Genomic DNA, 24,274 nt, shown 5'->3' with positions numbered 1-24,274 from the left:
TCCGATGCTGAAGCCGGGTTCGACGATCGGGATCCTGGGCGGCGGCCAGCTCGGCCGGATGCTGGCGGTGGCGGCGGCGCAGCTCGGCTATCACACACGGGTCCTGGCCCCCGACGAGGACAGCGTGGCGGCGCAGACCGCCTTGTCGATCACGCGCGCCGATTACGACGACACCACCGCCCTCGCCGCGCTCGCCGCCGCCTGCGACGTCGTCACCTATGAGTTCGAGAATATCGACGTGGCGCCGGTCGAATGGCTGGCCGAACGCGTGCCCGTCCATCCCGCCCCCGCCGCGCTCCGTGTCGCGCAGGACCGGATCGCCGAGAAGCGCTTCGTCGAGAAGGTCGGTGGCCGCCCCGCCCCCTGGGCCGAGGTGAACAGCGCCGCCGACCTGACCGAAGCCCTTGCTCGGATCGGTTGCCCGGCCATTCTGAAGACGACGCGGTTCGGCTATGACGGCAAGGGTCAGGCGCTGATCCGCGACATCGCCGAGGCGCCCGCCGCGTTCGAGGCGATCGGCGGCCCGGCGGTGCTGGAGGGGTTCATCCATTTCAGCCACGAATTCTCGATCCTGATCGCGCGGGCCGAAGACGGTCGCGCGGTCCGTTACGACCCGCCGCACAATGTCCACCGCGACGCGATCCTGCGCAGCTCGACGCTGCCCGCGCCATCCGACATCCTGGACCAGGCCGAGGAGGCGACCGCGCTCGCCATCCGCATCGCCGAGCGACTGGGCTATGTCGGCGTGCTCGCCTGCGAGTTCTTCGCGACCGAGAACGGTCCCGTCTTCAACGAGATGGCCCCACGCGTCCACAATTCGGGCCATTGGACGATCGAGGGGGCGGAGACCTCTCAGTTCGAGAACCACATCCGCGCCATCTGTGGCCTGCCGCTGGGCGACACGACGCTGACCGGCGCGCGGGTGGTCATGGAAAATCTGATCGGCGACGATCCCTGGGAACCCGCGCTCGCCGAAAAGGGCGCGCACCTGCACCTCTATGGCAAGGGCGAGGCGCGGCCGGGGCGCAAGATGGGACATGTGACGCGGGTGGTGCGCTGACCGCCCGACCCGCGCCAGCCCGTCAAGCCTTCGCCCAATCCTCCCCGATCCGGCGCAGCACGTCGAGCGGAACGCGGCCATGGCGCAGCACGGCGGTGTGGAAGGCCTTCAGATCGAACCGGTCGCCCTGTCGTTTCTTCGCCAGGTCGCGAATGTCGACGAACACCGAATGGCCGAGCTTGTAGCTCGCCGCCTGGCCGGGATTGACGCAGTAGCGCTCGACCTCGCGGGTGGCGAACCCCTCCGCCTCGCCCTCGGCCTCGACGAAGTGGCGGATCGCCTGTTCGCGCGTCCAGCGCAGATGGTGCAGCCCGGTATCGACGACACAGCGATTGGCGCGGAACAGCAGGAACTTGAGATAGCCCAGCCGTCCCAGCGGATCGTCGTCATACATGCCGATCTCGTCCGCCAGCTGCTCGGCATAGAGCGCCCAGCCCTCGCCATAGCCGGAGAAGCCGTTGATCTTGCGGATGAGGGGGAGCCGCGTGTTGGAAAGCGCGAGGCCACCCTCCATCTGATGCCCCGGCAGCCCTTCGTGATAGACCGTCGTCGCCAGGCAGAATTTGGGCCAGTCGGCGCTGTCCTTCAGGTTGAAATAGACGAGGCCCGGCCGTGACCCGTCGATCGCGGGCCCCTGCGCGAAGGCGGCCGCCGCGCCCGCCTCGGTCTGGGGCGGCACCCGGCGCACCTCGAAACCGTAAGGCGGGATCCGTTCGAACACCTGTGGCAGGCGGGTACGGATCGCGTCCAGCCGCGCGTTGCAATAGGCGATCGCCGCCCGCTTGCCCGCGTCGGTATTGGGGTAGAGCTGGTCCGGGTTCTTGTAGAGCGCGGCCATGCGCTGCCCGACCGTGCCCTTGGTGAAGCCCTGCTTCTTCAACAGCATGTCGAGCCGTGACGACAGCATCGCCGCCTGATCGCGGCCGAATTTGTGGACCTCGTCGGGTGAGAAGCTGGTGGTGGTGTTCGCCTTCAGCGCGACCGGATAATAGGCCGCGCCCTCGCGCAGTTTCCAGACACCCGCGTCATGCGTGGCGCGCTTCCGCAGCTCGCGGGCATAGGCGATCTGCCGATCGAGCGCAGGCAGCACCTCCGCCTCGTAGATTCGCGTGGCGGCCTGCGCATAGCGATCCCCCAGCCCCTTTTCGGCGGCGCGACGGGCCAGCGACTGGACGACCAGCGCCTCGCTCGCGGGCTGGCGGGTCTTGGCCATCTGTTCGAGCGCGAGGTCGAGGATGAAGTCGGGCGCCACCGCGCCCTGCCCCGCGTCGTGGCGCATCCGGTCGGTCTGCGCGTCCATCTGGGTCGCGAAGGCGCGCAGCCGCATCAGATAGGCATCGGCATCGCCCGCGCTCGCCACCTTGTGCTTGGTATCGAGGAAGTCGGGGACGGACTGATACGCGCCCGAGAGTTGCGACACCACATAGGGGCTGGGGCCGTAGGAGCTGCCGCCAAAGTCGAACGCCTGCACCGCCTCCGCCGAGCGCCGGGTGTAGAGGACCGACTCCAGATCGATCCGCTCCTCGGGCGACAGGCTGGCCGGGTCGATCGCCTGGAGCCGTGCGAGGTCGGCCCTGGTCGCGGCCTTGGCGGCGGCGATACCGGTCGGCGACTGATCGGAGAGCCTGGAGCGCAGATCGGCATTGGCACCGGTGTCGAGCCCGAGGCTGGTCGCGCCTTCCGGGCTGCGGCGAAGCTGTTCCTGGACCAGCGTGTCGAACAGCGTGTCGAGCGGGGTCGATGCCGTGGCCTGGGCGAGGACGCCCTCGCTTTGTGCAGCCACCGCCATCGCGGCGGTGCCGCCCAGGAAATGCCGACGATCGATCATGCTGGTCCCCTATGTGTCTTCGGGCTCAGCGTAACGGGATTTGGCGGGAATTGAACCGGTTATGTGGTCGGCGGCGGGGCGTGGGCTTCGACGTCGCTCGGCCTGGACGGCGGTGGGGATCGTGGTCTGGATACGCTACCCCGTTCACCCTGAGCGAAGTCGAAGGCAACGGGGACACGCCCCCCCCAAACGAAAAGGGCGGCGCGCCCGCAGACGCACCGCCCTTCCCTATCTCACCGCGTGGTCATCACCCCGCGCGCGTGCCCGACAGCGGAAAGCTGCCGAACGCGCCCGCGCCGACCGAACCGGTCAGCGTGTCGCCATCGGCGGTCGCCTCGCAATCCAGCGTCATCGGCATGGGCGAGCTGATCGACATCTTCCACGTGATCGTATTGCCAGACACGTCGCCCTCGATCTCCATCGCGCCCATCTGGCCGCCGCCCGAGCCGGTGAAGCGATCGCCCTCGGTCCGGACGGTCAGGGTCATCTCCTGATCGCCCAGCGGCGACTTGACGGTGCAGTTCCAGGTGCCGTCGATATCGGCCATCGTGCTTCTCCCTAAATCCCGAATCTTACTGTCCCGCGACCGCGGAAGCCTCGACCACCTCGACGGGCAGGCCCAGCGTGTCGAGCTGCGGCTTGACCGTCTTGGCGTCGCCGACCACGACCCAGACAAAGTCCTTGGGGTTCAACGCCGCCTGGATCGACTTGTTCAGCTCCGGCAGGGTCATCGCCTGATAGCGCTGGGTGATCGTCGCATAATAATCGTCGGGCCGACGATACAGGTCGTTGGCCTCCATCGCCGACAGCACCGCGTCGGAGGTTTCGAAATTACCCGACAGCGACCGGATCGCACCGGTGATCGCGCGGTCGAACTCGACCTGATCCATCGGCTTGGTGGTCAGGAACTCGGTCACGTCGGTGCGCAGCGCGTCGATCGACGGACCGGTCTTGTCCGCCTGGACCGGCGCCGACATGATATAGGGCGCCGCGAATTCGGAGGTCTGGAAACGGCCATTGACGCCGTAGGACCAGTGCCTGGTCTCGCGAATGTCGGTGTTGATCCGGCTGAGGAAGCTGCCGCCCAGCGCGTCGTTGGCGGTGTTCTGCACCAGCATATTGTCGATGCCCTTCAGCGGCGTCGGCGCGCCCGCCAGGATCATCGACTGCGGGCTGTCGGGACGGTTGATCAGCACGATCTTGGGAGCGGACGCCCGTCCGGCGGTGAAATTCTTCACGCCGCCAGCACCCGTGCCGCGCCAGTCGCCCAGCGCCCGCTCGAGCGCCGCCTTAACCTCGGCCAGCGGACGGTCGGAGGTGACGAAGATCTTCGCCTTGTCGGGACGCAGCCACGCCTGCTGGAACGCGATCAAGTCGGCGCGGGTCATCGCCGCCACCGCGCGCGGATCGCCAGCGCCCTGCGCCTTGGCATAGGGGCTGGTCGGCCCATAGACGAGCGGCGGCAGGACCCGGCTCGCCAGACCCTGCGGGTTGGTCAGCTCCTGCCTGATCCCCGCCAGCGTCTGCGCCTTGACGCGGGCCAGCTCGTCCTCGGGAAAGGCCGGGTTGCGCAGCACGTCGGCATAGAGGTCGAGCGCGGGGGCGAGGTTGACGCTCGGCACGGTCAGTCCGACGGTGGTGCGATCGTTCGACGCGCCCGATCCGATCTGCGCACCCAGCCGCTCCTGCTCCTCGGCGATCGCGATCGAGTTGCGCCGCGTGGTGCCCTCTTCCAGCATCCCCAGCGTCAGGCGCTGCGTGCCCAGCTTGCCCGCCACGTCGGCGGCGATCCCGGCGTCGAACGAAGCCTCGATCTGGGTGATCGGCACGGCGGTCCGCTGCGCATAGACCAGCTCGATCCCGTTCGACAGGCGGCTGCGCTGGACGGTGGGGAAGCTCAGCGGCTTGACCTGACCGACTTCGGGCATGGCTCCGCGCGTGCCCTTGGCTGGCTGGTCGGGGGCGGCGGGGACGTCGGCGCGCGGCGGCACCTTCGCCTCCTCATAGGCGTCACGCGGACCCGGCACGACGGTCAGCGTATAGCTGGGCCGCGACAGCCACTTGTCCGCCGCCGCCTTGACGGTCGCGGGGGTCTGCGCCGCGATCGCCTGGAGCTGCTTCTTGTAGAAGCCCGGATCGTTCGAATAGAGCGCGCCCTCGGCCAGCGCGACCGCCTTGCCGCCGAAGCCGCCGACCGATTCCAGCCCCTGAATCCGCCCCGATACCGACTTGGCGACGACGCGGTTCACCTCGTCGGCGGTCGGACCGTTCTTCAGGAAGTCGGCGAGGATCTCGTCCATCCGCTTGTTGACCAGCGCGGGGTCCACGCCGGGGCGGACGATCGCCATCATGTTGAACATGCCGACCTGCGCGAAGACGCGGTCGCTGGCCGAGACCTGGACCGCCAGCTTCTCTTTCTTGACCAGGATATTGTCGAGCCGCGACGAGGCGAGCCCGCCCAGTACCGAGGCGGCCACGACCAGCGGCGCGCTTTCGCGATCGTTGAGCCCGGGCACCGTCCAGTTGCGGCTGATCATCACCGCCGCGACGCGGTCCTTCATCTCCTCGCTGACGGGCGCGGGCAGCGTCGGGATGGAGACGGTCGGCAATACGCTCTTGGGCCCCGGCTTGATCGCGCCGAAATATTTCTCGACCAAGGGCCTGGCGGTGGCGACATCGACATCGCCCGCCAGCACCAGCACCGCGTTGTTGGGGCCGTAATGACTGCGGAACCAGTCCTTCACCGTCTCCAGCGACGCGGCGTCCAGATCGGCCATCGAACCGATGGTGCTGTGCGCATAGGGGTGACCGGCGGGGAACAGGCCGCTCAGCACCTTATATTGGGTCAGGCCATAGGGCTGGTTGTCGCCCTGACGCTTCTCGTTCTGAACGACGCCGCGCTGCTCGTCGAGCACGGCTTGCGTCACCGCGCCGAGCAGATAGCCCATGCGGTCCGATTCCAGGAACAGCGCGCGGTCGAGCGCGGCGGTCGGCACCGTCTCGAAATAGTTGGTCCGGTCGAAATAGGTCGTGCCGTTATAGTCGGTCGCGCCCACCGACTTCAGCGGCGCGAAGAAATCGCCCGGCGCGTTTTCCGAGCCGTTGAACATCAGATGCTCGAACAGATGCGCGAAGCCCGTCTTGCCCTGCGGCTCATGCTTCGATCCGACATCGTACCAGACGCTGACCGCGACGACCGGCGCCTTGCGGTCGGTATGGACCACGACGCGCAGCCCGTTGGGGAGGGTGAAGGTCTGGTAGGGGATGTCGACCGCCTTCACGAGCGTCGAGACGGGCGCCGGCCTGGCGATGGCGGTCGCCCTGGCGGGTGTGGCCTGGGCCGATACGCCCTGGAACGGCAGGACGAACGCGAGGGCGGCAGCGCCCGACAGCGCCGCGGACTTGAAACGCATGACTTGGAGTCTCCCCACTCGGTGTATGGGTTGAGCATAGCGGGCGCGGGGCGGACCGCAATCCGGCAAGGCACATGAAATGACGACCAATTTCGACCGACCCTTTCGCAATCGAAACGGCCATCCCATGTTGCGGGACAGGAAATCACCCCCACCCCTTGTGTTGCCGAAATGCAACACCATCTGACCTGGAAAGCGACAGGAAGACCAGATGAACCTCGAAAAATTCACCGACCGCGCGAAAGGCTTTCTCCAGGCCGCGCAAACCGTGGCGATCCGCAACAGCCATCAGCGTATCGCCCCCGAACATCTCCTCAAGGCGCTGATCGAGGACGATCAGGGCATGGCGTCCGGCCTGATCCAGGCGGCGGGCGGCGATGCCAAGCGCGTCGAGCGCGAGACCGATGCGGCGCTTGGCAAAATTCCGGCCGTCTCCGGCTCGGGCGCACAAAGCTCGCCGGGGCTCGACAATGATCTGGTCCGCGTGCTCGACCAGGCCGAACAGGTCGCGCAAAAGGCGGGCGACAGCTTCGTCACCGTCGAACGGATGCTGCTGGCCCTCGCGCTGGCTTCGACCACGGCCGCTGGCAAGGCGCTGGCGGCGGGGGGTGTGAACCCGCAGGCGCTGAACGGCGCGATCGAACAGCTTCGCCAGGGCCGCACCGCCGACACGGCGGGGGCGGAGGACCGTTACGACGCGCTCAAGAAATTCGCCCGCGACCTGACCCAGGTGGCGCGCGACGGCAAGCTGGATCCGGTGATCGGCCGCGACGAGGAAATCCGCCGCACCATCCAGATCCTCGCCCGCCGGACCAAGAACAATCCCGCCCTGATCGGCGAACCCGGCGTCGGCAAGACCGCGATCGCCGAAGGGCTCGCGCTGCGCATCGCCAATGGCGACGTGCCCGACACGCTGAAGGACCGCAAGCTGATGGCGCTCGACATGGGTGCGCTGATCGCGGGTGCCAAATATCGCGGCGAGTTCGAGGAGCGGCTGAAGGGCGTGCTGGACGAGGTGAAGGCCGCCGAGGGCGACATCATCCTGTTCATCGACGAGATGCACACGCTGATCGGCGCAGGGAAAGGCGACGGGGCGATGGACGCCTCCAACCTCTTGAAACCCGCCTTGGCGCGCGGCGAGCTGCACTGCGTCGGCGCGACCACGCTCGACGAATATCGCAAATATGTCGAGAAGGACCCCGCGCTCCAGCGGCGCTTCCAGCCCGTCTTCGTCGGCGAGCCCACGGTCGAGGACACCATCTCGATCCTGCGCGGGCTGAAGGAGAAGTACGAACTCCATCACGGCGTGCGCATCACCGACGGCGCGCTGGTGGCGGCGGCGACGCTCTCCAACCGCTACATCACCGATCGCTTCCTGCCCGACAAGGCGATCGACCTGATGGACGAGGCCGCCAGCCGCATCCGCATGGAGGTGGAATCCAAGCCCGAGGAGATCGAGACGCTCGACCGCCGCATCCTGCGCCTGAAGATCGAGCGCGAGGGGCTGCGCCGCGAGAGCGACGCCGCCAGCATCGACCGGCTGGAGCATCTGGAGGAGGAACTCGCCAATCTCGAGGAACAGTCGCACGAACTGACCCAGCGCTGGCAGGCCGAGAAGGACAAGATCGCGGGCGAGGCCAAGCTCAAGGAGCAGCTCGACCAGGCGCGGATCGAACTCGACCAGGCGCAGCGCGCGGGCGACCTCGCCAAGGCTGGCGAGCTGTCCTATGGCCGCATCCCGCAGCTGGAGAAGCAACTGGCCGAGGCGCAGTCCGCGACCGAGGGGGCGATGCTTCGCGAGGAAGTGACCGCGGACGATATCGCGGGCGTGGTCAGCCGCTGGACCGGGGTGCCGGTCGACCGGATGCTGCAGGGCGAGCGCGAGAAGCTGCTCCGCATGGAAGAGGTGATCGGCAAGCGCGTCATCGGCCAGGAGGATGCGGTCCGCGCCGTCTCCACCGCCGTGCGCCGCGCGCGCGCCGGGCTACAGGATCCCAACCGGCCGCTGGGCTCGTTCCTGTTCCTGGGGCCGACGGGCGTCGGCAAGACCGAGCTGACCAAGGCGCTCGCCGAATTCCTGTTCGACGACGCATCCGCGATGGTGCGCATCGACATGAGCGAATTCATGGAGAAGCACAGCGTCGCCCGGCTGATCGGCGCCCCTCCCGGCTATGTCGGTTATGAGGAAGGCGGCGTCCTGACCGAGGCGGTGCGGCGCAGGCCCTATCAGGTCGTGCTGTTCGACGAGGTGGAGAAGGCGCATGGCGACGTGTTCAACGTGCTGCTCCAGGTGCTGGACGACGGCCGCCTGACCGATGGCCAGGGGCGGACGGTCGATTTTTCCAACACGCTGATCATCCTGACCTCGAACCTGGGCAGCCAGTATCTGGCCAATGTCGAGGACGGGCAGAGCGTCGAGAGCGTCGAGCCGCAGGTGATGGAGATCGTGCGCGGTCACTTCCGCCCCGAATTCCTCAACCGGCTGGACGAGATCATCCTGTTCCATCGGCTGGGCCAGAGCCATATGGGCCCGATCGTCGACATCCAGGTCGGCCGGGTCGCCAAGCTGCTGGCGGACCGCAAGATCGGCCTGCACCTGACCGATGCCGCCCGCGAGTGGCTGGGCCGGGTGGGGTATGATCCGGTGTACGGCGCAAGGCCGCTCCGCCGCGCGGTGCAGCGCCATCTGCAGGACCCGCTGGCGGAAGAAATCCTGCGCGGGCACGTGAAGGACGGGTCGAGCGTCACCGTCGACGAGGGCGACGGGAAGCTGGCGCTGTCGGTGGGGTGAACACCCGCTTCATGCGGGACAAAAAAAGGGGCCGGTCGACCCGGCCCCTTTCCTTTCCGACGCGATATTCGAGATCAGAAGTTCACGCCGAACTGGATGCGTGCCGAACGGCCATTATTGTACGAGGTCGGCAGGGAATAGACCGGCTGCGGGGCACCGGCGGAGGTGGTCCCCGTTTCCGCCACGCGCAGCACCGGCTTCGAATTGAAGACGTTGAACACCGACAGGCGCACAAAGCCATTGAAGGCATCCGTAGGCACTGCGACGGTCGCGTCGAGGTTTAGCAGCGCGAGCCAGTCGGACTTCAACTGCGAACCACGGTTCACGACCTGCAACGTGCTGGGTCGTGCGCCGCCCACGCGGTTGAAGGGGTCGTTTATCACGGTAAAGCCATTGGGGTTGCGAACAACCGATCCGTTGACCACGTTACAATAGGCCGCGCTGGTCCGATAATAGAGGCCCGCGATGCCGCCCGGCGCCGTCGCGTCATAGTCGGCGCTGGCAGGCGGGCGACCATAGCAGCCGAAGTGGCGCGGCGCGCTGAGCGAGCCGTTAAAGCCCAACGTCAGCCACTCCGCCGCCTTGTACGAGCCCCAGGCCTTGAAGTTGTGACGGCGATCGTTCGGCAGATAACCATAGGTGCCGTTGACGAGCACCGGCAAGTCGAACGCCGTGGTCAGGCCGGAGTCGGTCTGTGCGTTGTCGGAACGGACGCCGCCCTCGATATTCCCGTACAGCTTAGAATAGGTGTAGTTGGCGTTCAGCGACCAGACGCCGTCCCATTCACGCTCGAACGTGAAGTTGACCCCACGATAGACACGCTGCGCCAGCGGATATTTGAGTGCGGCCGCCGACAGCACGACCTTGCGCGGATTCGTCTCGCCCGGCAGCGGATCGCTGAGCGTCACGGCGACGTCGCGGCCCGGATTGATCAGTGCGAATTGATGCACACCGCTCCAGGTAGCACGGCAATCCGCCGCGGCCTTACCCTGTGCGATGCAGTAGGGCACGATCGCCTGGTCTAGCGCTGCATCTTCCAGCGAGTTGTTCAACTTCGTCTGCGTGAAGTTGAACCCGACCTTGATCCTGTTGCCCAGGCGATGTTCGAGACCGACGATGATCTCGTCGACCGACTGCGGCTTGAGGTTGGAGGCGACCACCGATTCGGTGCTCGGCACCGTGCCGTCGTTGCTGACCACGCAAGCGGTCCCGGTCGGCGTCCCGCCCGGACACGCCGTGAAGCCGGCACCGGTGGTGATCGGCGATCCGAGGATCGGTGTGTTGTTCGAAGTCAGGCCACCGAACTGATAATAGGCGCTCGAGTCAAACTCGCCGCCTGCCAGACGGACATTGGTGTTGACCGCGACCGGCAGGAAGTAACGGCTGTACGATCCGAAGAATTTGGTACGGCCGTCGCCGAGCGGATCGATGCTCGCGCCCAGTCGTGGAGCCCATTGATTCTTGGCCAGGAAGAACGTGCGGCCAGCGCCATTCTTGTTTTCGAAGCGATCGTTGCGAATCCCGAGGTTCAGGTTCAGGCGATCGTTGAAAAGATGCCAGTCGTCCTGAACATAATAGGCGGTGTTGCGCGTCGCGAAATTACCACCCGTGCGGAACGTCCGGGCCGTGATATAGGGCGTACCACCCGGCAAACCGACGACGGAATCGATCGTTGACGCGGTCCCCGATGCGGTCAACAGCGTATATTGCGCACCGCCATTCGCCACCGTCGTGGAATTTTCGTCGAGATCTTCGCGATCATAGCCGCCACGGATATGATGCGATCCGAACAGATCGAACCGGACATCGGCATCGGCGCGATAGAAAGTACGCTTGTCGAAGTTGAGCGACGCATTGGACAGTGTGTTGCCAATGCTGTTGTTCACGCCGTTCCGCTGGTCGACGACCGATGGCAGGTTTGGCAGACTCGATTCGGTCGTGTCGCTGTTCTTGTTGACGCCATAGGCCGCCGAGAGGGTCAGCCACTGCGTGAAGCTGCCAGTGTAGCGGAACACGTAATTCGCGCCGCCGGAACGATAGATGTTCGTCGCGACATAGCCGCCCGGCTTATTCGTATTCAGATTGTAGCGCTGTCCGCTGGCGAGCGAGTATTGGCTGGTGCCGTAGACATTCTCGATCGTGCGACCGGTCGTATCCCAATAGGTCGCCTCAAGCCGCTGGCCATCCACGATCACCGCATCGATCTTGCCACCCCAGAAGGGGCTGGTGTTCCGATTCTGACTGTAGGACGTGCCGACGATCTGCTGGTTGAACGTGCTCAGGTCCGCGAAATTGGCGCAAAGGGCGGGATTGCTCGCGCAGCCATTGACCCCGGTCCCCGCCGCCGAGGCGACGCCGGTATAACCCTGGCCGTAGCTTACATCTCGCGCGTTGTAGATGCCGTAGAAGAACAGATGGTCCTTGATGATGGGGCCGGACAGTTGCGCGATGAACTCATGACGGTCCGAATAGGCCGAGTCATTGTCCGCAGCATAGGTGTTGCGCGTCTTCGAAACCAGGGTGTTCGGCTGCCAGTTGAACGTGACGCCGCCATGCCATTCGTTGGAGCCGGACTTGGTGGTCGAATTGATCATACCGCCGGTGAAGCGGCCGAATTCCGCCGGGATACCGCCGATCTTGGTCTGCACCGTCTGATAGAATTCGAACGGCACGGCCACCGCACCCAGCCCGTTGCGGAACTGCGTAATGTTGAGGCCATTGATGTAATAGACATTCTCAGACACCGACGCGCCGTTGATCGACGGGAACGACCCGAAGCGCCCGTCACCGCCGACCGCGCCGGGTGCGAGCAGCACGACCGAGGTCAGGTCACGTCCGACCGGGATACGCGTGGCGACATCCGCGACGTCGATCGTCTGGCCGATCGTGTTGCTGCTGAAATCGACGACCTGCACGCGTCCGGCGGTCACGACGATGTCGCCGCTCGTTCCCGCATCGACCGGCTGAAGATTGAACTGGTTGGCGGCGCGCCCCTGGATCAGGCGGACGGCCGGATCGGTGAAGCTTTCATAGCCATCGGCCGTGATCGTGAAGCTATACGTGCCCTGCGGGAGGGCGGAGACGGTATAGGAGCCATCGGCCTGCGTCGTAGTCGTCCGCGTGAAGCCCTGCGCCGTCGACGTGATCGCCACCGTGGCGCCGCCGATCGCCTTTCCATCGGTGCCCAGGATACGACCCGTGGCGTTCACCTGTGTATAATCCTGCGCATGGACGGGAGCAGCGGTCGCCACGATCCCGGCTCCGGCACCCAGCATGGCAACGGCCTGCAGCGCGGCACCCTGACGCAGCAGCGCCTTTGAAAAGAATCCCCGTTTGGTCATATGCAATCCCCCTGGACCGGCGCGCTGTGGCGCCCAATTCCTCGCCCGTGACGGAGCGATGACTGATATATGTCCGGAAGATGACGCGATATTCCAAAGCGTTTTTAGGATCACACTGCATTACGGCAAATATAGTTGAATCTTTGCCACATATCATCAAGTTAAATTAAACCTATATTTTACCGTAAACTCTGCTTTCGTCCATTTTTTTCAGAAATATACTCCCATTATATTTACAGACTTGCCGCCTTACATCAGCAAATCACAAGCAGTGCCATATGACATGTGGTCCATATGACAGGGTTGACAATGTAGAGATATCATTGCGCTGCCGATACCGAGTCCGAATCAGGCGCGGCGCCTTGTCCCCCCGTGACCAGAACGCCTCCCAAAGTGCAGGTCCATGAGCGGCTCCTGGGCTCGGAGGCCGAGCCTGTAACCACCGCGGACTTCACGGCCGACCACGTCCGCCATGGCCCCAAACAAAAACGGCGGGCATCGCTGCCCGCCGTTTCCGTACTCCTGTATCGACGCTTACAGGTCGATCGTGAAGCTCGTGAAGATGTACCGGCCCGCGGCATCGTAGATGCCCGGATAGGTGTTGCCGTTGCCGAACGAACCGATCGGGGCGGCCGTCGAGCTGAGGATCGGCGGCATCCGGTCGAGCAGGTTGTTGGCACCGACGCGCAGCGTGTACTTGCCCTCGATGCGGGCCGACACGGCCAGATCGAAATAGTCCTGCGCCGGAACGCGCGCATCGCGCACGTAGAAGGCACCTGCCAGATCGCTGTCGCTCGTCGAACGCTCGAACCGGGTCGGCGACAGGTGACGCCAGGTGCCCGAGATGCCGATGCCGCTCGAACCGGTCCACGACAGCACGCCACGGTGACGCCACTTGGACTGCGGGAAGCCGCACTGCGCGCCATACAGACCGGCGCAGTCGAACTCCGCACCGACCTTCGACGAGGTCAGCTCGTCGACATAGGTGCCGGCGAAGCCCGCATTGAACGTGCCGATCGATTCGGTACGCAGCACATAGTTGACCGACACGTCGATACCGCGGGTCTTGAGCGTCCCGGCATTGACATTGGTGTCGACCACATAGCCCTGCGGCGTCTGCCACAAGGTGCCGTTGGCATCGCGGTTGATCGCACCGCACAGCGTCGGGTTGCCCGTCTGCAGACACTGGCTGAGGATCGTGTCGGCACCGATGACGCCGATGATGTCCTTCACCTTGATGCTGAACAGATCGACCGTGGCGGTGAAGCCGCGCAGGAAGGTCGGCTGGAACACCGCGCCGACGGTGAACGTGTCGGCCGTCTCCGGACGCAGGTTCGGGTTGCCGCCGACCAGGCCGTTATACTGTTCCGACGGGTTCGCCGCGACCAGGCCGAAGCGATTGGCCGGAACGCCGATACGGGCGCACTGGGCGGCCGTGTTGCCGTTGACCAGACCATTGACCGCCGCACCCGCGCACGGATCGGTGGCACCGTCGATCTGGACCGACTGGGCAACGAACAGTTCCTGGATGTTCGGCGCACGCACCGCGCGGTTGTAGCCGCCACGGAAGGTAAGGTCGCGAACCGGCGCCCAGGTCAGCTGACCCTTGTACGAGCTGACCGAACCGGCCGTGCTGTAGTGCGAGAAGCGATAGCCGCCTTCCAGCGTCAGTTCGTGGAAGAACGGACGATCGGTGACCAGCGGGATCTGAAGCTCGCCGAACACTTCCTTCACGTCATACTGGCCGGAGTTGGGCAGGGTCGGACCGCCCTGGCCCGCCAGGTCGCCGGTCTGGAACGCCTGGTCGACCTCGAGACGCAGCTGCTCCTTGCGATATTCCGCACCGATCGACAGGCCGATGCCCTGGTCGGAGAAGGGCGACTGGATGCCGTACTCGCCGCCACGGAAGTTGACCGAGCCGCTGACCACGGTTTCCTTGGTCTCGCCCTGCTGGAAGCCCGACTGCTGGACATAGTTCAGCGCGGCGGGCGTGATCGCCGCCGAACCGAAGATGTTGAGCGGAACGCAGTTCGGATCCGTACCGTCGACCACCGAACGACAGACCGGGTTGGCCGCCGTGCCGATGACGTCGAGCGCGCGGGTCGTCTTCGACACCGAGAACTCGTTGCGATAGATCAGGTTGTACTTGGTCGTGCCGTACTGACCATAGGCGTCATACGAAATGCCGCGATCGAGATCGCCGCGAACGCCCGCCACGAAACGGTAGGAGGTGTGCGTGATGTCGGCCTGACGTCCGCCACCCTCGACGTTACGACGAGCGATGATGACGTTCGCCTTGTTATAGGTCGAGCCGTCCGGATTGATGAAGGCGATCGGAGCGCCATTGGCATCGGACAACAGGTTCGAGGCACGGCAGAAGGTCGAGACCTGGAGCGCCGACAGGAACGGGTTGTTGCAGTTCAGCGTCTGCGTGTTGCCGAAGTCGCCCGACGGCGCGATCTGGGCGACCGTGCGGTCGTCCATGAAGTTGAACTCGGCATAGGGCTTGAACGCGTCGCTGACGTCGTAATGCGCCATGAAGCCGGCGGTGAACCGCTTGTCCGGACGCTGATAGTAGTTCAGCGGATTGGCGTTGTACAAGGTCTGGCCCGCAACGAGCTGACCCGCCGAGTTCAGCGTGTACTGGGTCGGCGGACCACCCTGGGTCGCGTCGCCCAGCGAAAAGTTCGCGGGCGCGGCGGTCGCCGAACCGCCGCAGCGGTAATCGGGGCCGGAATTGCCGGCCGGGGCGTTCAGGCTGCACGCGCTATAGTCGCGGCGGCCCTGCGTGATCGCCTGGATCTCGCGATAGCCCATATAGGCGACGATATGGCCCTTGCCGTCGCTGGTGCCGGTGCCGACCTTCAGGTTGACGTCGAACTGCTGGCCATCCGCGACATTGCCGCTGGGATAGGGGAAGCCGCGCGCGGCGGCGAGGCCCTGGAACCGGCTGCTGTCGTTATTGTGGTTGTACAGGCCGTAGGACGAGGTGAGGCTGAGCCCCTGATAGTCGGTGTCGAGAACGAAGTTCACGACGCCCGCGACCGCGTCCGAGCCATAGACCGACGAAGCGCCGCCGGTCAGCACGTCGACGCGCTTGATCAGTGCCTGCGGAATGACGTTGACGTCGGCGGCCGAGCTCTTCGAGACCGGATCGCCCGGCATCAGGCGGCGGCCGTTCACCAGCACCAGGGTGCGCTGATCGCCCAGGTTGCGCAGGTTCAGCGTCGCCGTACCGGTCGAGCCGTTCGACACCGACGAGGTCTGGGTCGCGAACGACTGCGGCAGCGTGTTGAGCACGTCCTCGATGCGCGATCCGCCGCGGATCTGGATGTCCTGCGCGGTCACGACCGAGATCGGGCTGGCCGAGGTCAGGTTCGGGTTCGAGATGCGCGATCCGGTAACGACGATATCGCCGCCGGTCGGCGCATTGGGGGTCGCCGCGGTCGAGGCATCGGCGGGGGTGTCCTGCGTCGTCGCATCGGCGGGCGCGGTCTGCGTGGTATCCGCAGTCTGCGCAACGGCAGGCGCACCCGCGAGCACGCCCGCGAAAACCGTGGTGGTTAGCAAGCTAACCCGCAAAAACGTCTTTTTCATTCTAGTCCCCTTTATGCTTGATCGGGCCCTAGGGCTCGGGAAGCACATTATTTTCACACGTGCTCAGGCGGCAGGTGTTGGCGCGACACTCTCCCAAACGAGAGGTCGTCGCAATCGTGGTTTAACCGTCACGCAAGAATCTTTCTCGATGTAACCTTTAAGACACATTGCCCGACGCGGCCGATGCGACGGCTTGTCGAAAAAAACGCTTCGTTCTATTCGAGTTACGCATCGACGGCACCGCCACCCCCGCTTTTGCAAGCGCGGTCGATGGAAAGGCATAACATACTGATGAATATGGCTTTTACCCATCTTTACCGAGGGCGGACCGCGATGATCCCCGCGCTTGGCCTGGTCGCCTTGCTGGCCGCGTCGCCGGTGTCGGCGGAGGCGAACGACAAGCGTTCGGTGCTGCTGGCGGCGGCCGCGGAATGCACGTCGATCACCGACACATCGGCACGTCTGGCCTGTTACGACCGGACCGTAGCGGCGCTCGTCGCGGCCGAGCGCAAACATGACGTTGTCGTCATCGACCGTGCGCAGGTCCGGCAGACCCGGAAAACGCTGTTCGGGCTGAACCTGCCCAATCTCGGCCTGTTCGGCGACGGCGGCGACAAGGACGGTCCCGAGGCCGTCAACCAGATCGAAAGCACGCTGCAGCGCGCCGATGTCGAGGGTGGCGCGTGGATCTTCACGCTGAAGGACGGGGCGCGGTGGCGTCAGACCGACGACAATGTCATCGGTGGCAAACCACGCGTGGGAAGCCCCGTCGTCATCCGGCGTGGCGCCCTGGGCAGCTTCAAGCTGAGCCTGGCGGGGCAGCCCGCGGTCAAGGTTCGCCGCGAGAACTGATAGCGATCAGCGCGGCTGCGTGGGCGTGGGCGTTGATTGGGGCATCGGCCCCGTCACCAGCAGCGGGTCGAGCTTTCGGCCGCGCCATTGCAGGCTCCAGTGCAGGTGCGGGCCGGTCGCACGCCCCGTCGCGCCGACCGCGCCGATCGGCTGCCCCTGGCGGACATGGTCGCCGGGCTTCACGTCGATGCGCGACAGATGGAGGAACGCGCTGTTGAGCCCCTGGCCATGGTCGAGCATCAGCAGATGGCCCTCCAGGGTGAAGGGCTGCTCCGCCGCCAGGATGACGACGCCGTCCGCGGGCGCGCGGACGATCGTGCCGGTGGTGGCGGCGATGTCGGTGCCCGAGTGATAGCTGCCCGGCTCGCCACGATAGACACGCTGCGCACCGAACAGCCCGGAAATACGCCCCGTCAGCGGCCATGTCAGCGTCTGACGCCAGCCCTGGGCGCCGGTGACCTGCGCCCGCGCGGCGCGGATCTGCGCCAGCTCGGGCGGCCGCAGGCGTTGGAATTCGGGATCGGGGACGGGATATTTGGGCAGCGTATCCAGCCGCTCGATCCGCCAGGCGCGCGGCGCGATGGTCAGCGTCTGGCGAAACTGGCTGCCATCGGCGAAGTTCGCCGCCAGCTCGGCGGAAGGTCCGGCATCGCGGTCGAAACCGGCGAGGAACCGACCGTCCGGCGCGAGCGGCAAGGGCTCGCCGTCCAATGTGACCGAGACCGCGCCCGCTGGCGCCTGACCACGGATCAGTCCGCCCTGACTCGGTTCCCCCGTCCAGCGAAAGGCGATGGACGGGGGCGCGACGGGCAAGCGCCCGGCCTGGGGAGCAACCTGTCCACCGGCGGCGGTGCAGGTGGCCAAGGCCAGCATCGCGACGCCGCCCGCGATCCTCATTGCGGGCCCAGCACCTTGGCCGTGGCCTGCGCATCGGCATAGGCCTCCTGCCGCACGGCGCTCCAATATTTCAGGTCTTCGAGCGGGATGCGCCGCCCGGTCACCGCGCAGACGACATGGTCGCCCGGCGACAGGACGCGAAAGCCATTGGCCAGATAGTGGAGCCGCGCGGGGCGATCGGTATTGGACATCAACATATTCGCTCTTTCGAAAGCGTCATAGGAGCGTGGGCTGATCGCCCTTGGGCTCCCGCTTGGGTTTGTCATAGGTTCGGGCGGCGGGGCACTCAACCCCAGCCCTGTCCGCCGTCCTGTCCACAGCCACGTCCACGGTGCCGTCGCGGAAACGCAGGGTCAGCATGTCGGCCGCCTTTGCCGCTTCGGCCGAGGACAGGGTCTCGCCACCGGGCCGCGCGGTGATCCGGGCATAGCCGCGCTCCAGGATACGGTCGGGGTTGAGCGACTGGACCAGCCGCCAGGTCGCGGCCAGCCGGTCGCGCCCGCGTTCCACCTGCCGCTCCAGCACCGCCGGGCGCAGCGCCGCCCCCGCCCGGTCCAGCCCGCCGCGCGCCAGCGTCACCCGCCGCTCCAGCCCCCGGTCGAGCCGAGCGCCCGCCTCGTCCGCCCGCTGGCGCTGCGGCCCCAGCAACTGGTCGCGCTTGGGCAGCAGCCGCGCCATCGCGTCCAGCCGTTCGCGTCCGCGCTCGACATAGCGTCGCGCGCAACGCTCGGTGCGCTGGCGATGGCTGGCGACCGTCAGGCGCAGGTCGGCAAGCACCGGCACCGCGATCTCCGCCGCCGCCGTGGGCGTGGGCGCGCGCAGGTCGGCGGCATAGTCGCACAGGGTCGTGTCGGTCTCATGCCCGACCGCCGAGATGATCGGGATGGTGCAGTCGGCGACCGCGCGGACCACGATCTCTTCGTTGAACGACCAGAGATCCTCGATCGAGCCGCCACCGCGCGCGACGATCACGAGGTCGGGGCGCGGCACCGGACCGCCGGGTTCGATCGCGTCGAACCCGCGAATCGCGGCGGCGACATCCCTGGCCGAGCCCTCGCCCTGCACCTTGACCGGCCAGACGATGACATGGGTGGGACAGCGATCCTCCAGCCGGTGGAGGATGTCGCGGATCACCGCACCGGTCGGCGAGGTGACGACCCCGATCACCGGCGGCATGAAGGGCAATGGCTTCTTCCGCTCGCGCGCGAACAGCCCCTCGCCCGCCAGCTTGGCCTTCAGCTTTTCGAGCAGCGCCATCAGCGCGCCCGCGCCCGCCAGTTCCATCCGCTCGACGACGATCTGGTATTTGGAGCGTCCGGGGAAGGTGGTCAGGCGGCCGGTGGCGATCACCTCCACCCCGTCCTGCGGCTGGAAGGGCAACGTATTGGCCGCGCCCTTCCACATCACCGCGTCGATGACCGCATTCTCGTCCTTCAGGCTCATATAGACATGGCCCGAGGTCGCACGCTTATATCCCGAAATCTCGCCGCGCAGGCGGACATGGCCGAACTCGCCCTCGACCATCCGCTTCAGCTTCAGGCTCAGTTCGCCGACCGACAGCGCGAGCGCGTTGTCGCCGGCGATCTCCTCGGCTACCAGCCTGGGGCTTTCGTCATAGGGATAAGGATCGGGCATGAACGTCCTGCTGCTGGGATCGGGTGGCCGCGAACACGCGCTGGCGTGGAAGCTGGCACAGTCGAACGGGTTAGATACGCTCTACGCCGCGCCCGGCAACCCCGGTATCGCCGCCCATGCGACGTGCGTCGCGCTGAACGCGGCGGATCATGCCGCCGTGGTCGGCTTCGTCAAGGATCACGCCATCGCGCTGGTCGTGATCGGACCGGAAGCGCCGCTGGTCGACGGTCTCGCCGATTCGCTCCGTGCGGAGGGCGTGCCGGTCTTCGGTCCGTCCAGGGCCGCCGCGCAGCTCGAGGGGTCGAAGGGCTTCACCAAGGATCTGTGCCGCCGCGCCGACATTCCGACCGCCGGTTACGTCCGTGTGAACACGCTGGAGGAGGCGCGAGGAGCGCTCGCCAGCACCTTCGGCCTGCCGGTGGTGATCAAGGCGGACGGCCTGGCGGCGGGCAAGGGCGTGACCGTCGCCTTCACCCGCGACGAAGCCGAGGCCGCGATCGTCGACCTGTTCTCGGTCCCCGGCGCCGAGGTGGTGATCGAGGAATTTCTCGACGGCGAGGAAGCGAGCCTCTTCGTGCTGACCGATGGCGAGGCCCTGCTCCCCTTCGGCTCGGCGCAGGACCACAAGCGGGTCGGCGACGGCGATACCGGTCCCAATACCGGCGGCATGGGCGCCTATAGCCCCGCGCGCGTCCTGACCCCCGAGCTCGAGCAGCAGGCGATCGACCGGATCGTCCGCCCGACGGTCGATACGCTGCGTGCCGAGGGAACGCCCTTTTCGGGCGTGCTCTATGCCGGGCTGATGCTGACCGCGCAGGGGCCCAAGCTGATCGAGTATAACGCCCGCTTCGGCGACCCCGAATGCCAGGTGCTGATGCTACGCTTCCAGGGCGATCTGCTGGCGCTGATGCTGGCGGTGGCCGAGGGGCGGCTGGCCGAGATTCCCGCCCCCGATTTCTCGGCCGACCCCGCGCTGACCGTCGTCATGGCGGCGGCGGGTTATCCGGGCACGCCCAAGGCGGACGGCAGCATCGAAGCGATCGACGCCGCCGAGGCGACCGGCGCGGTGGTCTTCCAGGCGGGCACCAGATTGGACGGCGCGCGACTGGTCGCCAGCGGCGGCCGCGTCCTGGCGGTCACCGCCAGCGCCGCCACCGTCCGCGAGGCGCAGGCCGCCGCGTACCGCGCGATCGATGCGATCCGGTTCCCCGATGGCTTTTGCCGCCGCGACATCGGCTGGCGCGAGGTGGCGCGCGAGGCCGACGCCGCGGGAACCGCCGGGTAGCTCCGTCGATTGGGCTCGCGATCGGGGCCGTGGAACATTAGGGTGAGGCGATGAACGACACGACGGCAGCAACTGCGGGGGCGGCTCCGGCCGAAAGCCTGATCCCCGATGGCGTGGCGGCCATCACCACCATCCATTTCGTCCTGATCGCGCTGGTCGCGCTCGCGGCGATCGCGATCATCGTCATCGGTATGCGGCTCAAGCGGCGGCGCACCCATGCCGCGCGGCAGGTGGAGGAGAATGCGCAGGACGCCGGGATGACCGTCCGCGCGCCCGACACCGCCCCGCTGAGCGAGGCATCGCTGACCCAGCCCGGCGCACGCCCTTCGCCCACGCCGTCACCGGCTCCAGTTCCGGCCCAAGTTCCGGCGCCAGATCCCGCGCCAGCCGCCGCCCCGGCTCCGCCGCCACCCGTCATGCCCGTCGCCGCCGCGCCGGAAGAGCCGGTCGTCGCGCCGGAGCCGCTGAGCGACGAGCCGGTCGCCGCCGCCGCGCCGATGACGGCCAGCCCGGCTGCCGAGGCCGCCCCTACTGCCGCCGCCGCCGCCGCCGCCGCCGCCGCCGAGCGCCCGGAGGATCAGCCGATCACGCTGCTCAAGGGCCTGGGCCCCAAGCTGACCCAGAAGCTTGCCGAACACGGCATCACCACGGTCGGCGACATGGCGGGGCTCAGCGAGCAACAGGCCCAGGCGCTCGATGCGCAGCTCGGCGCGTTTTCGGGTCGCATGGCACGCGACCGCTGGCTCGAACAGGCGCGGCTGCTCGCATCGGGGGACCGTGCGGGATTCGAGGCGGTCTTCGGGCGTCTCTGACGGAACGGCGGGACGTCGCGGTGGGTTGACGCCCACATGACCACCCTCTCCCCCTCCACCACCGCGCTGATCCTGATCGACCTGCAACAGGGCATCGTCCCCCATGCGGGCGGCCCGCGTTCGGGCGAGGAGGTGGTGCGGACCGCCAAGACCCTCGCCGACCGGTTCAGGGCGGCTGGAGCCCCGGTGATCCTGGTCCATGTCGGCTTCACCCCCGACGCCATGCCCAGCCAGAATGTCGACCGCCCCGGTCTGCCGCCCCAGGGTTCTCCGCCGGGCTTCAGCGACTTCGTCCCCGACCTGCGCCAGCCAGACGACATCGTCGTGCTCAAGCATCATTGGGGGGCGTTCACCGGCACCGACCTCGACCTGCAATTGCGGCGGCGGGGTATCCGCACCGTCGTGATCGCGGGCATCTCGACCAATATGGGCGTCGAGTCGACCGCCCGCTCGGCGTGGGAATTGTCCTACGACATCGTCATCGCCGAAGACGCCTGCGCCTCCCGCTCGACCGAACTCCATGAATTCGCGATCGCGAACATCTTCCCGATGATCGCGCGGGTGGTGGCGTCGGGGGATATCGTACTGGAATGATATGGACCGGACCGAGCGGAAAGCGGCCCCTCGCACCGCCAAGTCGTGCCAGCAGGGCGGAGGCGCAGTAAGGCGCCCCCTTGAGCGAGCCGCTCCTTCCGCTTCAACACCACGTCCGCGAAGGGTTTGAAGCGGACAGACGGTTTCAAGGATGATGCTGGCAATGTCAGCCGTTCCGAAAACGATGGAGATTTGGGAATAGTCAGACTGACGCTGCCGTTCGCCCCTTTGCCAACCAGTCGCGTCGAACTGCGATACCGGACGCAAGCCAGAGCGCGCCAGCAGCCATGAACCCGGCAACCTCTCCGCCTGTAGGGGCTCCGACGACGAAGCCCGCAATCGCTGCAACAACCAGCGCCGTTCCAAGAACATAGAACGGGCGAAAGCCAGCAGCGAACGCGATTGGCAGGAAATGCAGGCCGACGATCAGCGCCATCGATGGCAACAGAAGATCGGGCCGATGCAGGTTCATGACGATGTTGGCGGCAAGGAAAAGGCCGACGCCTTCACCGATGCTACTCCACATGATGGCTCGTTCTTCCTTTGGCGACGGCTTGATGCCCTCGCCGGGGGTGCGGATCACATAGCTTGCGGCGGAACCGATCAGGATGAACCCCAAGAAGGGCAGCGCCAGAGCGACCCCGGACAAGTGCCACTGCCAATATAGCGTCAACGAAGCGAAAACTGCTCCAAAGAAGCTCATAATCAGCGCGCCCCATGCCCCCACCGACGCCCCCCTTCTCTCTACGTAATCGGCTCATAGTATGTCTGCCGTTTGGACTGGTCGAGAGAGATCAGATCAGCCGCGTTGAGGATAGCGGATCGACGCTCCAACGGTCGAGACTGGTGGAATCGGCCCTCAGGCCTCGCTCACCAACAGCTTGTCGATCCGCCGCCCGTCGAGATCGACCACCTCGAAGCGCCAGCCCTGTTCGACGAAGCTCTCGCCTTCGCCCGGCAGGTGGCGGAACACCGCGAGCGCCAGCCCGGCGACGGTCGCATAGTCGCGGTCGTCGGGCAGGTCGATGCCCAGCCGGTCGGCCAGCGCATCCGCCGCCATCGTCCCCGCCACCAGCAGCGAGCCGTCGTCGCGCTCGACCACCGAGGGGGCCTCGCCCGGATCGGCGTCGGAGGCGAATTCGCCAGCGATCGCGGCCAGCAGGTCGGACGGCGTCACGATCCCCTCGAAATGGCCGTATTCGTCATGGATCAGCGCCATCGGCACCTCGGCCTGGCGCAGCGCCAGCAGCACGTCCATCGCGTCGATCCGGTCGATCACCACCGGCGCCTTGCGCATCAGGTGCTTGAGGTCGAGCGGCTCGTCGCGGAACAGCGCCATCGCGATATCGCGCGCCTGGACCACGCCGACCACCGCGTCGATCGAACCCTCGCCCACCGGCAGGCGGGTGCGCGGGCTCTCGAGCAGCTTGGCGCGAATCGCCCCGTCGTCCAGCGTGCAGTCCAGCCAGTCGATCTCGGTACGCGGCGTCATCACCTCGCGCACGGGGCGGTCGGCCAGCCGAACGACCCCCGAGATGATCGAGCGCTCATGCTCCTCGATGACGCCCGACTTGGACGCTTCCGCGACGATCAGGTGGAGTTCCTCCGCCGTCACCTGGTCCTCGTTGTCGCGATTGAGGCCGAGCAGCTTGAAGATGATGCCGCTGGTCGAGTCGAGCACCCAGACGATCGGCGCGGTGCCCACCGCCAGCCAGCGCATCGGCACCGCGACGAAGGCCGCGATCGGCTCCGGCTTGCGCAGCGCGAACTGCTTGGGCACCAGCTCGCCCAGGATCAGCGAGGCATAGGTGGTCAGGCCGATGACCAGCGCGAAGCCCAGCGTCGCGGCGGTCGCGGGCGACACGCCGAGCGCCTCCAGTCGCGCCGCCGTCGGCGTGCCCAGGCTGGCGCCCGAATAGGCACCCGCGATGATGCCGGTCAGGGTGATGCCGATCTGTACGGTCGACAGGAACTTGCCGGGATCGGCCGCTAGGGTCAGCGCGGCCTGTGCCCCCTTGCGCCCGCTTCGCGCCATCGCCTCCAGCCGCGCGCGGCGCGACGATACGATCGCCAGCTCGCTCATCGCGAACGCGCCGTTCAACGCGACGAGCGCGAAGATGATGAGGACGTCGATCCACGGAAAGGGGGGCAGCGTTGCCATCGGTATCG

16 protein-coding genes are annotated in these 24,274 nt (G+C 66.6%); 6 read left to right on the top strand and 10 right to left on the bottom strand.

The genetic code is table 11. From position 1 onward, the window contains the following. Positions 1-4 precede the first annotated feature (4 nt). Positions 5-1,060: a 5-(carboxyamino)imidazole ribonucleotide synthase gene (locus LRP66_RS02705; RefSeq protein WP_230480976.1), complete on the top strand. Its 1,056-nt coding sequence runs from the start codon at positions 5-7 to the stop codon at positions 1,058-1,060. 22 nt (positions 1,061-1,082) lie between these two features. Here LRP66_RS02705 and LRP66_RS02700 read toward each other — a convergent pair whose 3' ends face one another. The 3 genes from LRP66_RS02700 to LRP66_RS02690 form a co-directional block, all read right to left on the bottom strand. Next, on the bottom strand, positions 1,083-2,888 hold the full coding sequence (locus LRP66_RS02700) for a DUF885 domain-containing protein (RefSeq protein ID WP_230480975.1): 1,806 nt from the start codon (positions 2,886-2,888) through the stop codon (positions 1,083-1,085). Between the two features lie 247 nt (positions 2,889-3,135). Then, positions 3,136-3,435: a hypothetical protein gene (locus LRP66_RS02695; protein ID WP_230480974.1), complete on the bottom strand. Its 300-nt coding sequence runs from the start codon at positions 3,433-3,435 to the stop codon at positions 3,136-3,138. A gap of 25 nt (positions 3,436-3,460) precedes the next feature. Further along, complete coding sequence (locus LRP66_RS02690; RefSeq protein ID WP_230480973.1) at positions 3,461-6,301, bottom strand: M16 family metallopeptidase; 2,841 nt, start codon at positions 6,299-6,301, stop codon at positions 3,461-3,463. A gap of 211 nt (positions 6,302-6,512) precedes the next feature. Here LRP66_RS02690 and clpB point away from each other — a divergent pair, with 211 nt between their 5' ends. Continuing rightward, on the top strand, positions 6,513-9,092 hold the full coding sequence (gene clpB / locus LRP66_RS02685) for an ATP-dependent chaperone ClpB (protein WP_230480972.1): 2,580 nt from the start codon (positions 6,513-6,515) through the stop codon (positions 9,090-9,092). 74 nt (positions 9,093-9,166) lie between these two features. Here the strand turns inward: clpB and LRP66_RS02680 are convergent, their stop codons facing one another. After that, entirely contained in the window at positions 9,167-12,433 is a 3,267-nt protein-coding gene (locus LRP66_RS02680) for a TonB-dependent receptor (RefSeq protein WP_230480971.1), read from the bottom strand. Between the two features lie 534 nt (positions 12,434-12,967). Next, complete coding sequence (locus LRP66_RS02675; protein WP_230480970.1) at positions 12,968-16,030, bottom strand: TonB-dependent receptor domain-containing protein; 3,063 nt, start codon at positions 16,028-16,030, stop codon at positions 12,968-12,970. 333 nt (positions 16,031-16,363) lie between these two features. Here LRP66_RS02675 and LRP66_RS02670 point away from each other — a divergent pair, with 333 nt between their 5' ends. After that, on the top strand, positions 16,364-16,882 hold the full coding sequence (locus tag LRP66_RS02670) for a hypothetical protein (RefSeq protein WP_230480969.1): 519 nt from the start codon (positions 16,364-16,366) through the stop codon (positions 16,880-16,882). 6 nt (positions 16,883-16,888) lie between these two features. On the opposite strand, the gene LRP66_RS02665 is transcribed toward LRP66_RS02670, so the two are convergent. Genes LRP66_RS02665 through xseA form a run of 3 tightly spaced genes read right to left on the bottom strand, consistent with a single transcriptional unit; the run spans position 16,889 to position 19,414 of the window. Further along, positions 16,889-17,779 carry a M23 family metallopeptidase gene (locus LRP66_RS02665; protein WP_230480968.1) on the bottom strand — a complete coding sequence of 297 codons (891 nt, stop codon included), beginning with the start codon at positions 17,777-17,779 and terminating at the stop codon, positions 16,889-16,891. Then, on the bottom strand, positions 17,776-17,976 hold the full coding sequence (locus LRP66_RS02660; RefSeq protein WP_230480967.1) for a DUF2093 domain-containing protein: 201 nt from the start codon (positions 17,974-17,976) through the stop codon (positions 17,776-17,778). The genes LRP66_RS02665 and LRP66_RS02660 overlap by 4 nt, the downstream gene beginning before the upstream one ends. A gap of 19 nt (positions 17,977-17,995) precedes the next feature. Next, positions 17,996-19,414, bottom strand: coding sequence for an exodeoxyribonuclease VII large subunit (gene xseA, locus LRP66_RS02655; RefSeq protein ID WP_230480966.1), 1,419 nt, complete (start codon positions 19,412-19,414; stop codon positions 17,996-17,998). Between xseA and purD the strand changes: the two genes are divergently transcribed. From purD to LRP66_RS02640, 3 genes are read left to right on the top strand one after another with little or no spacing between them, the layout of a single operon-like run. Further along, positions 19,413-20,699, top strand: a complete 1,287-nt coding sequence (gene purD, locus LRP66_RS02650; protein ID WP_230480965.1) for a phosphoribosylamine--glycine ligase — start codon at positions 19,413-19,415, stop codon at positions 20,697-20,699. The two genes, xseA and purD, sit on opposite strands and share 2 nt — an antisense overlap. A 50-nt stretch (positions 20,700-20,749) precedes the next feature. Further along, complete coding sequence (locus LRP66_RS02645; RefSeq protein ID WP_230480964.1) at positions 20,750-21,511, top strand: hypothetical protein; 762 nt, start codon at positions 20,750-20,752, stop codon at positions 21,509-21,511. A 36-nt stretch (positions 21,512-21,547) separates the two neighbouring features. Beyond that, positions 21,548-22,105, top strand: coding sequence for a hydrolase (locus LRP66_RS02640; protein WP_230480963.1), 558 nt, complete (start codon positions 21,548-21,550; stop codon positions 22,103-22,105). 202 nt (positions 22,106-22,307) lie between these two features. Here LRP66_RS02640 and LRP66_RS02635 read toward each other — a convergent pair whose 3' ends face one another. After that, positions 22,308-22,832, bottom strand: coding sequence for a hypothetical protein (locus LRP66_RS02635; protein WP_230480962.1), 525 nt, complete (start codon positions 22,830-22,832; stop codon positions 22,308-22,310). Between the two features lie 132 nt (positions 22,833-22,964). Next, positions 22,965-24,266, bottom strand: coding sequence for a hemolysin family protein (locus LRP66_RS02630; RefSeq protein ID WP_230480961.1), 1,302 nt, complete (start codon positions 24,264-24,266; stop codon positions 22,965-22,967). Positions 24,267-24,274 lie beyond the last annotated feature (8 nt).

Origin of the sequence: Sphingomonas sp. Leaf21 (assembly GCF_916858675.1) — a bacterium.
Lineage (GTDB): Bacteria > Pseudomonadota > Alphaproteobacteria > Sphingomonadales > Sphingomonadaceae > Sphingomonas.
Note: the sequence above shows the minus strand (reverse complement) of the source record. Positions and strands in the feature narration are given on the sequence as shown.

What these genes read in the sequence shown, in the direction of transcription:
- LRP66_RS02705 (WP_230480976.1), top strand. Translation starts at nt 5, where the DNA reads ATGCTGAAGCCGGGTTCGACGATCGGGATCCTGGGCGGCGGCCAGCTC.
- LRP66_RS02700 (WP_230480975.1), bottom strand. Translation starts at nt 2,888, where the DNA reads ATGATCGATCGTCGGCATTTCCTGGGCGGCACCGCCGCGATGGCGGTG.
- LRP66_RS02695 (WP_230480974.1), bottom strand. Translation starts at nt 3,435, where the DNA reads ATGGCCGATATCGACGGCACCTGGAACTGCACCGTCAAGTCGCCGCTG.
- LRP66_RS02690 (WP_230480973.1), bottom strand. Translation starts at nt 6,301, where the DNA reads ATGCGTTTCAAGTCCGCGGCGCTGTCGGGCGCTGCCGCCCTCGCGTTC.
- clpB (WP_230480972.1), top strand. Translation starts at nt 6,513, where the DNA reads ATGAACCTCGAAAAATTCACCGACCGCGCGAAAGGCTTTCTCCAGGCC.
- LRP66_RS02680 (WP_230480971.1), bottom strand. Translation starts at nt 12,433, where the DNA reads ATGACCAAACGGGGATTCTTTTCAAAGGCGCTGCTGCGTCAGGGTGCC.
- LRP66_RS02675 (WP_230480970.1), bottom strand. Translation starts at nt 16,030, where the DNA reads ATGAAAAAGACGTTTTTGCGGGTTAGCTTGCTAACCACCACGGTTTTC.
- LRP66_RS02670 (WP_230480969.1), top strand. Translation starts at nt 16,364, where the DNA reads ATGATCCCCGCGCTTGGCCTGGTCGCCTTGCTGGCCGCGTCGCCGGTG.
- LRP66_RS02665 (WP_230480968.1), bottom strand. Translation starts at nt 17,779, where the DNA reads ATGAGGATCGCGGGCGGCGTCGCGATGCTGGCCTTGGCCACCTGCACC.
- LRP66_RS02660 (WP_230480967.1), bottom strand. Translation starts at nt 17,976, where the DNA reads ATGTTGATGTCCAATACCGATCGCCCCGCGCGGCTCCACTATCTGGCC.
- purD (WP_230480965.1), top strand. Translation starts at nt 19,413, where the DNA reads ATGAACGTCCTGCTGCTGGGATCGGGTGGCCGCGAACACGCGCTGGCG.
- xseA (WP_230480966.1), bottom strand. Translation starts at nt 19,414, where the DNA reads ATGCCCGATCCTTATCCCTATGACGAAAGCCCCAGGCTGGTAGCCGAG.
- LRP66_RS02645 (WP_230480964.1), top strand. Translation starts at nt 20,750, where the DNA reads ATGAACGACACGACGGCAGCAACTGCGGGGGCGGCTCCGGCCGAAAGC.
- LRP66_RS02640 (WP_230480963.1), top strand. Translation starts at nt 21,548, where the DNA reads ATGACCACCCTCTCCCCCTCCACCACCGCGCTGATCCTGATCGACCTG.
- LRP66_RS02630 (WP_230480961.1), bottom strand. Translation starts at nt 24,266, where the DNA reads ATGGCAACGCTGCCCCCCTTTCCGTGGATCGACGTCCTCATCATCTTC.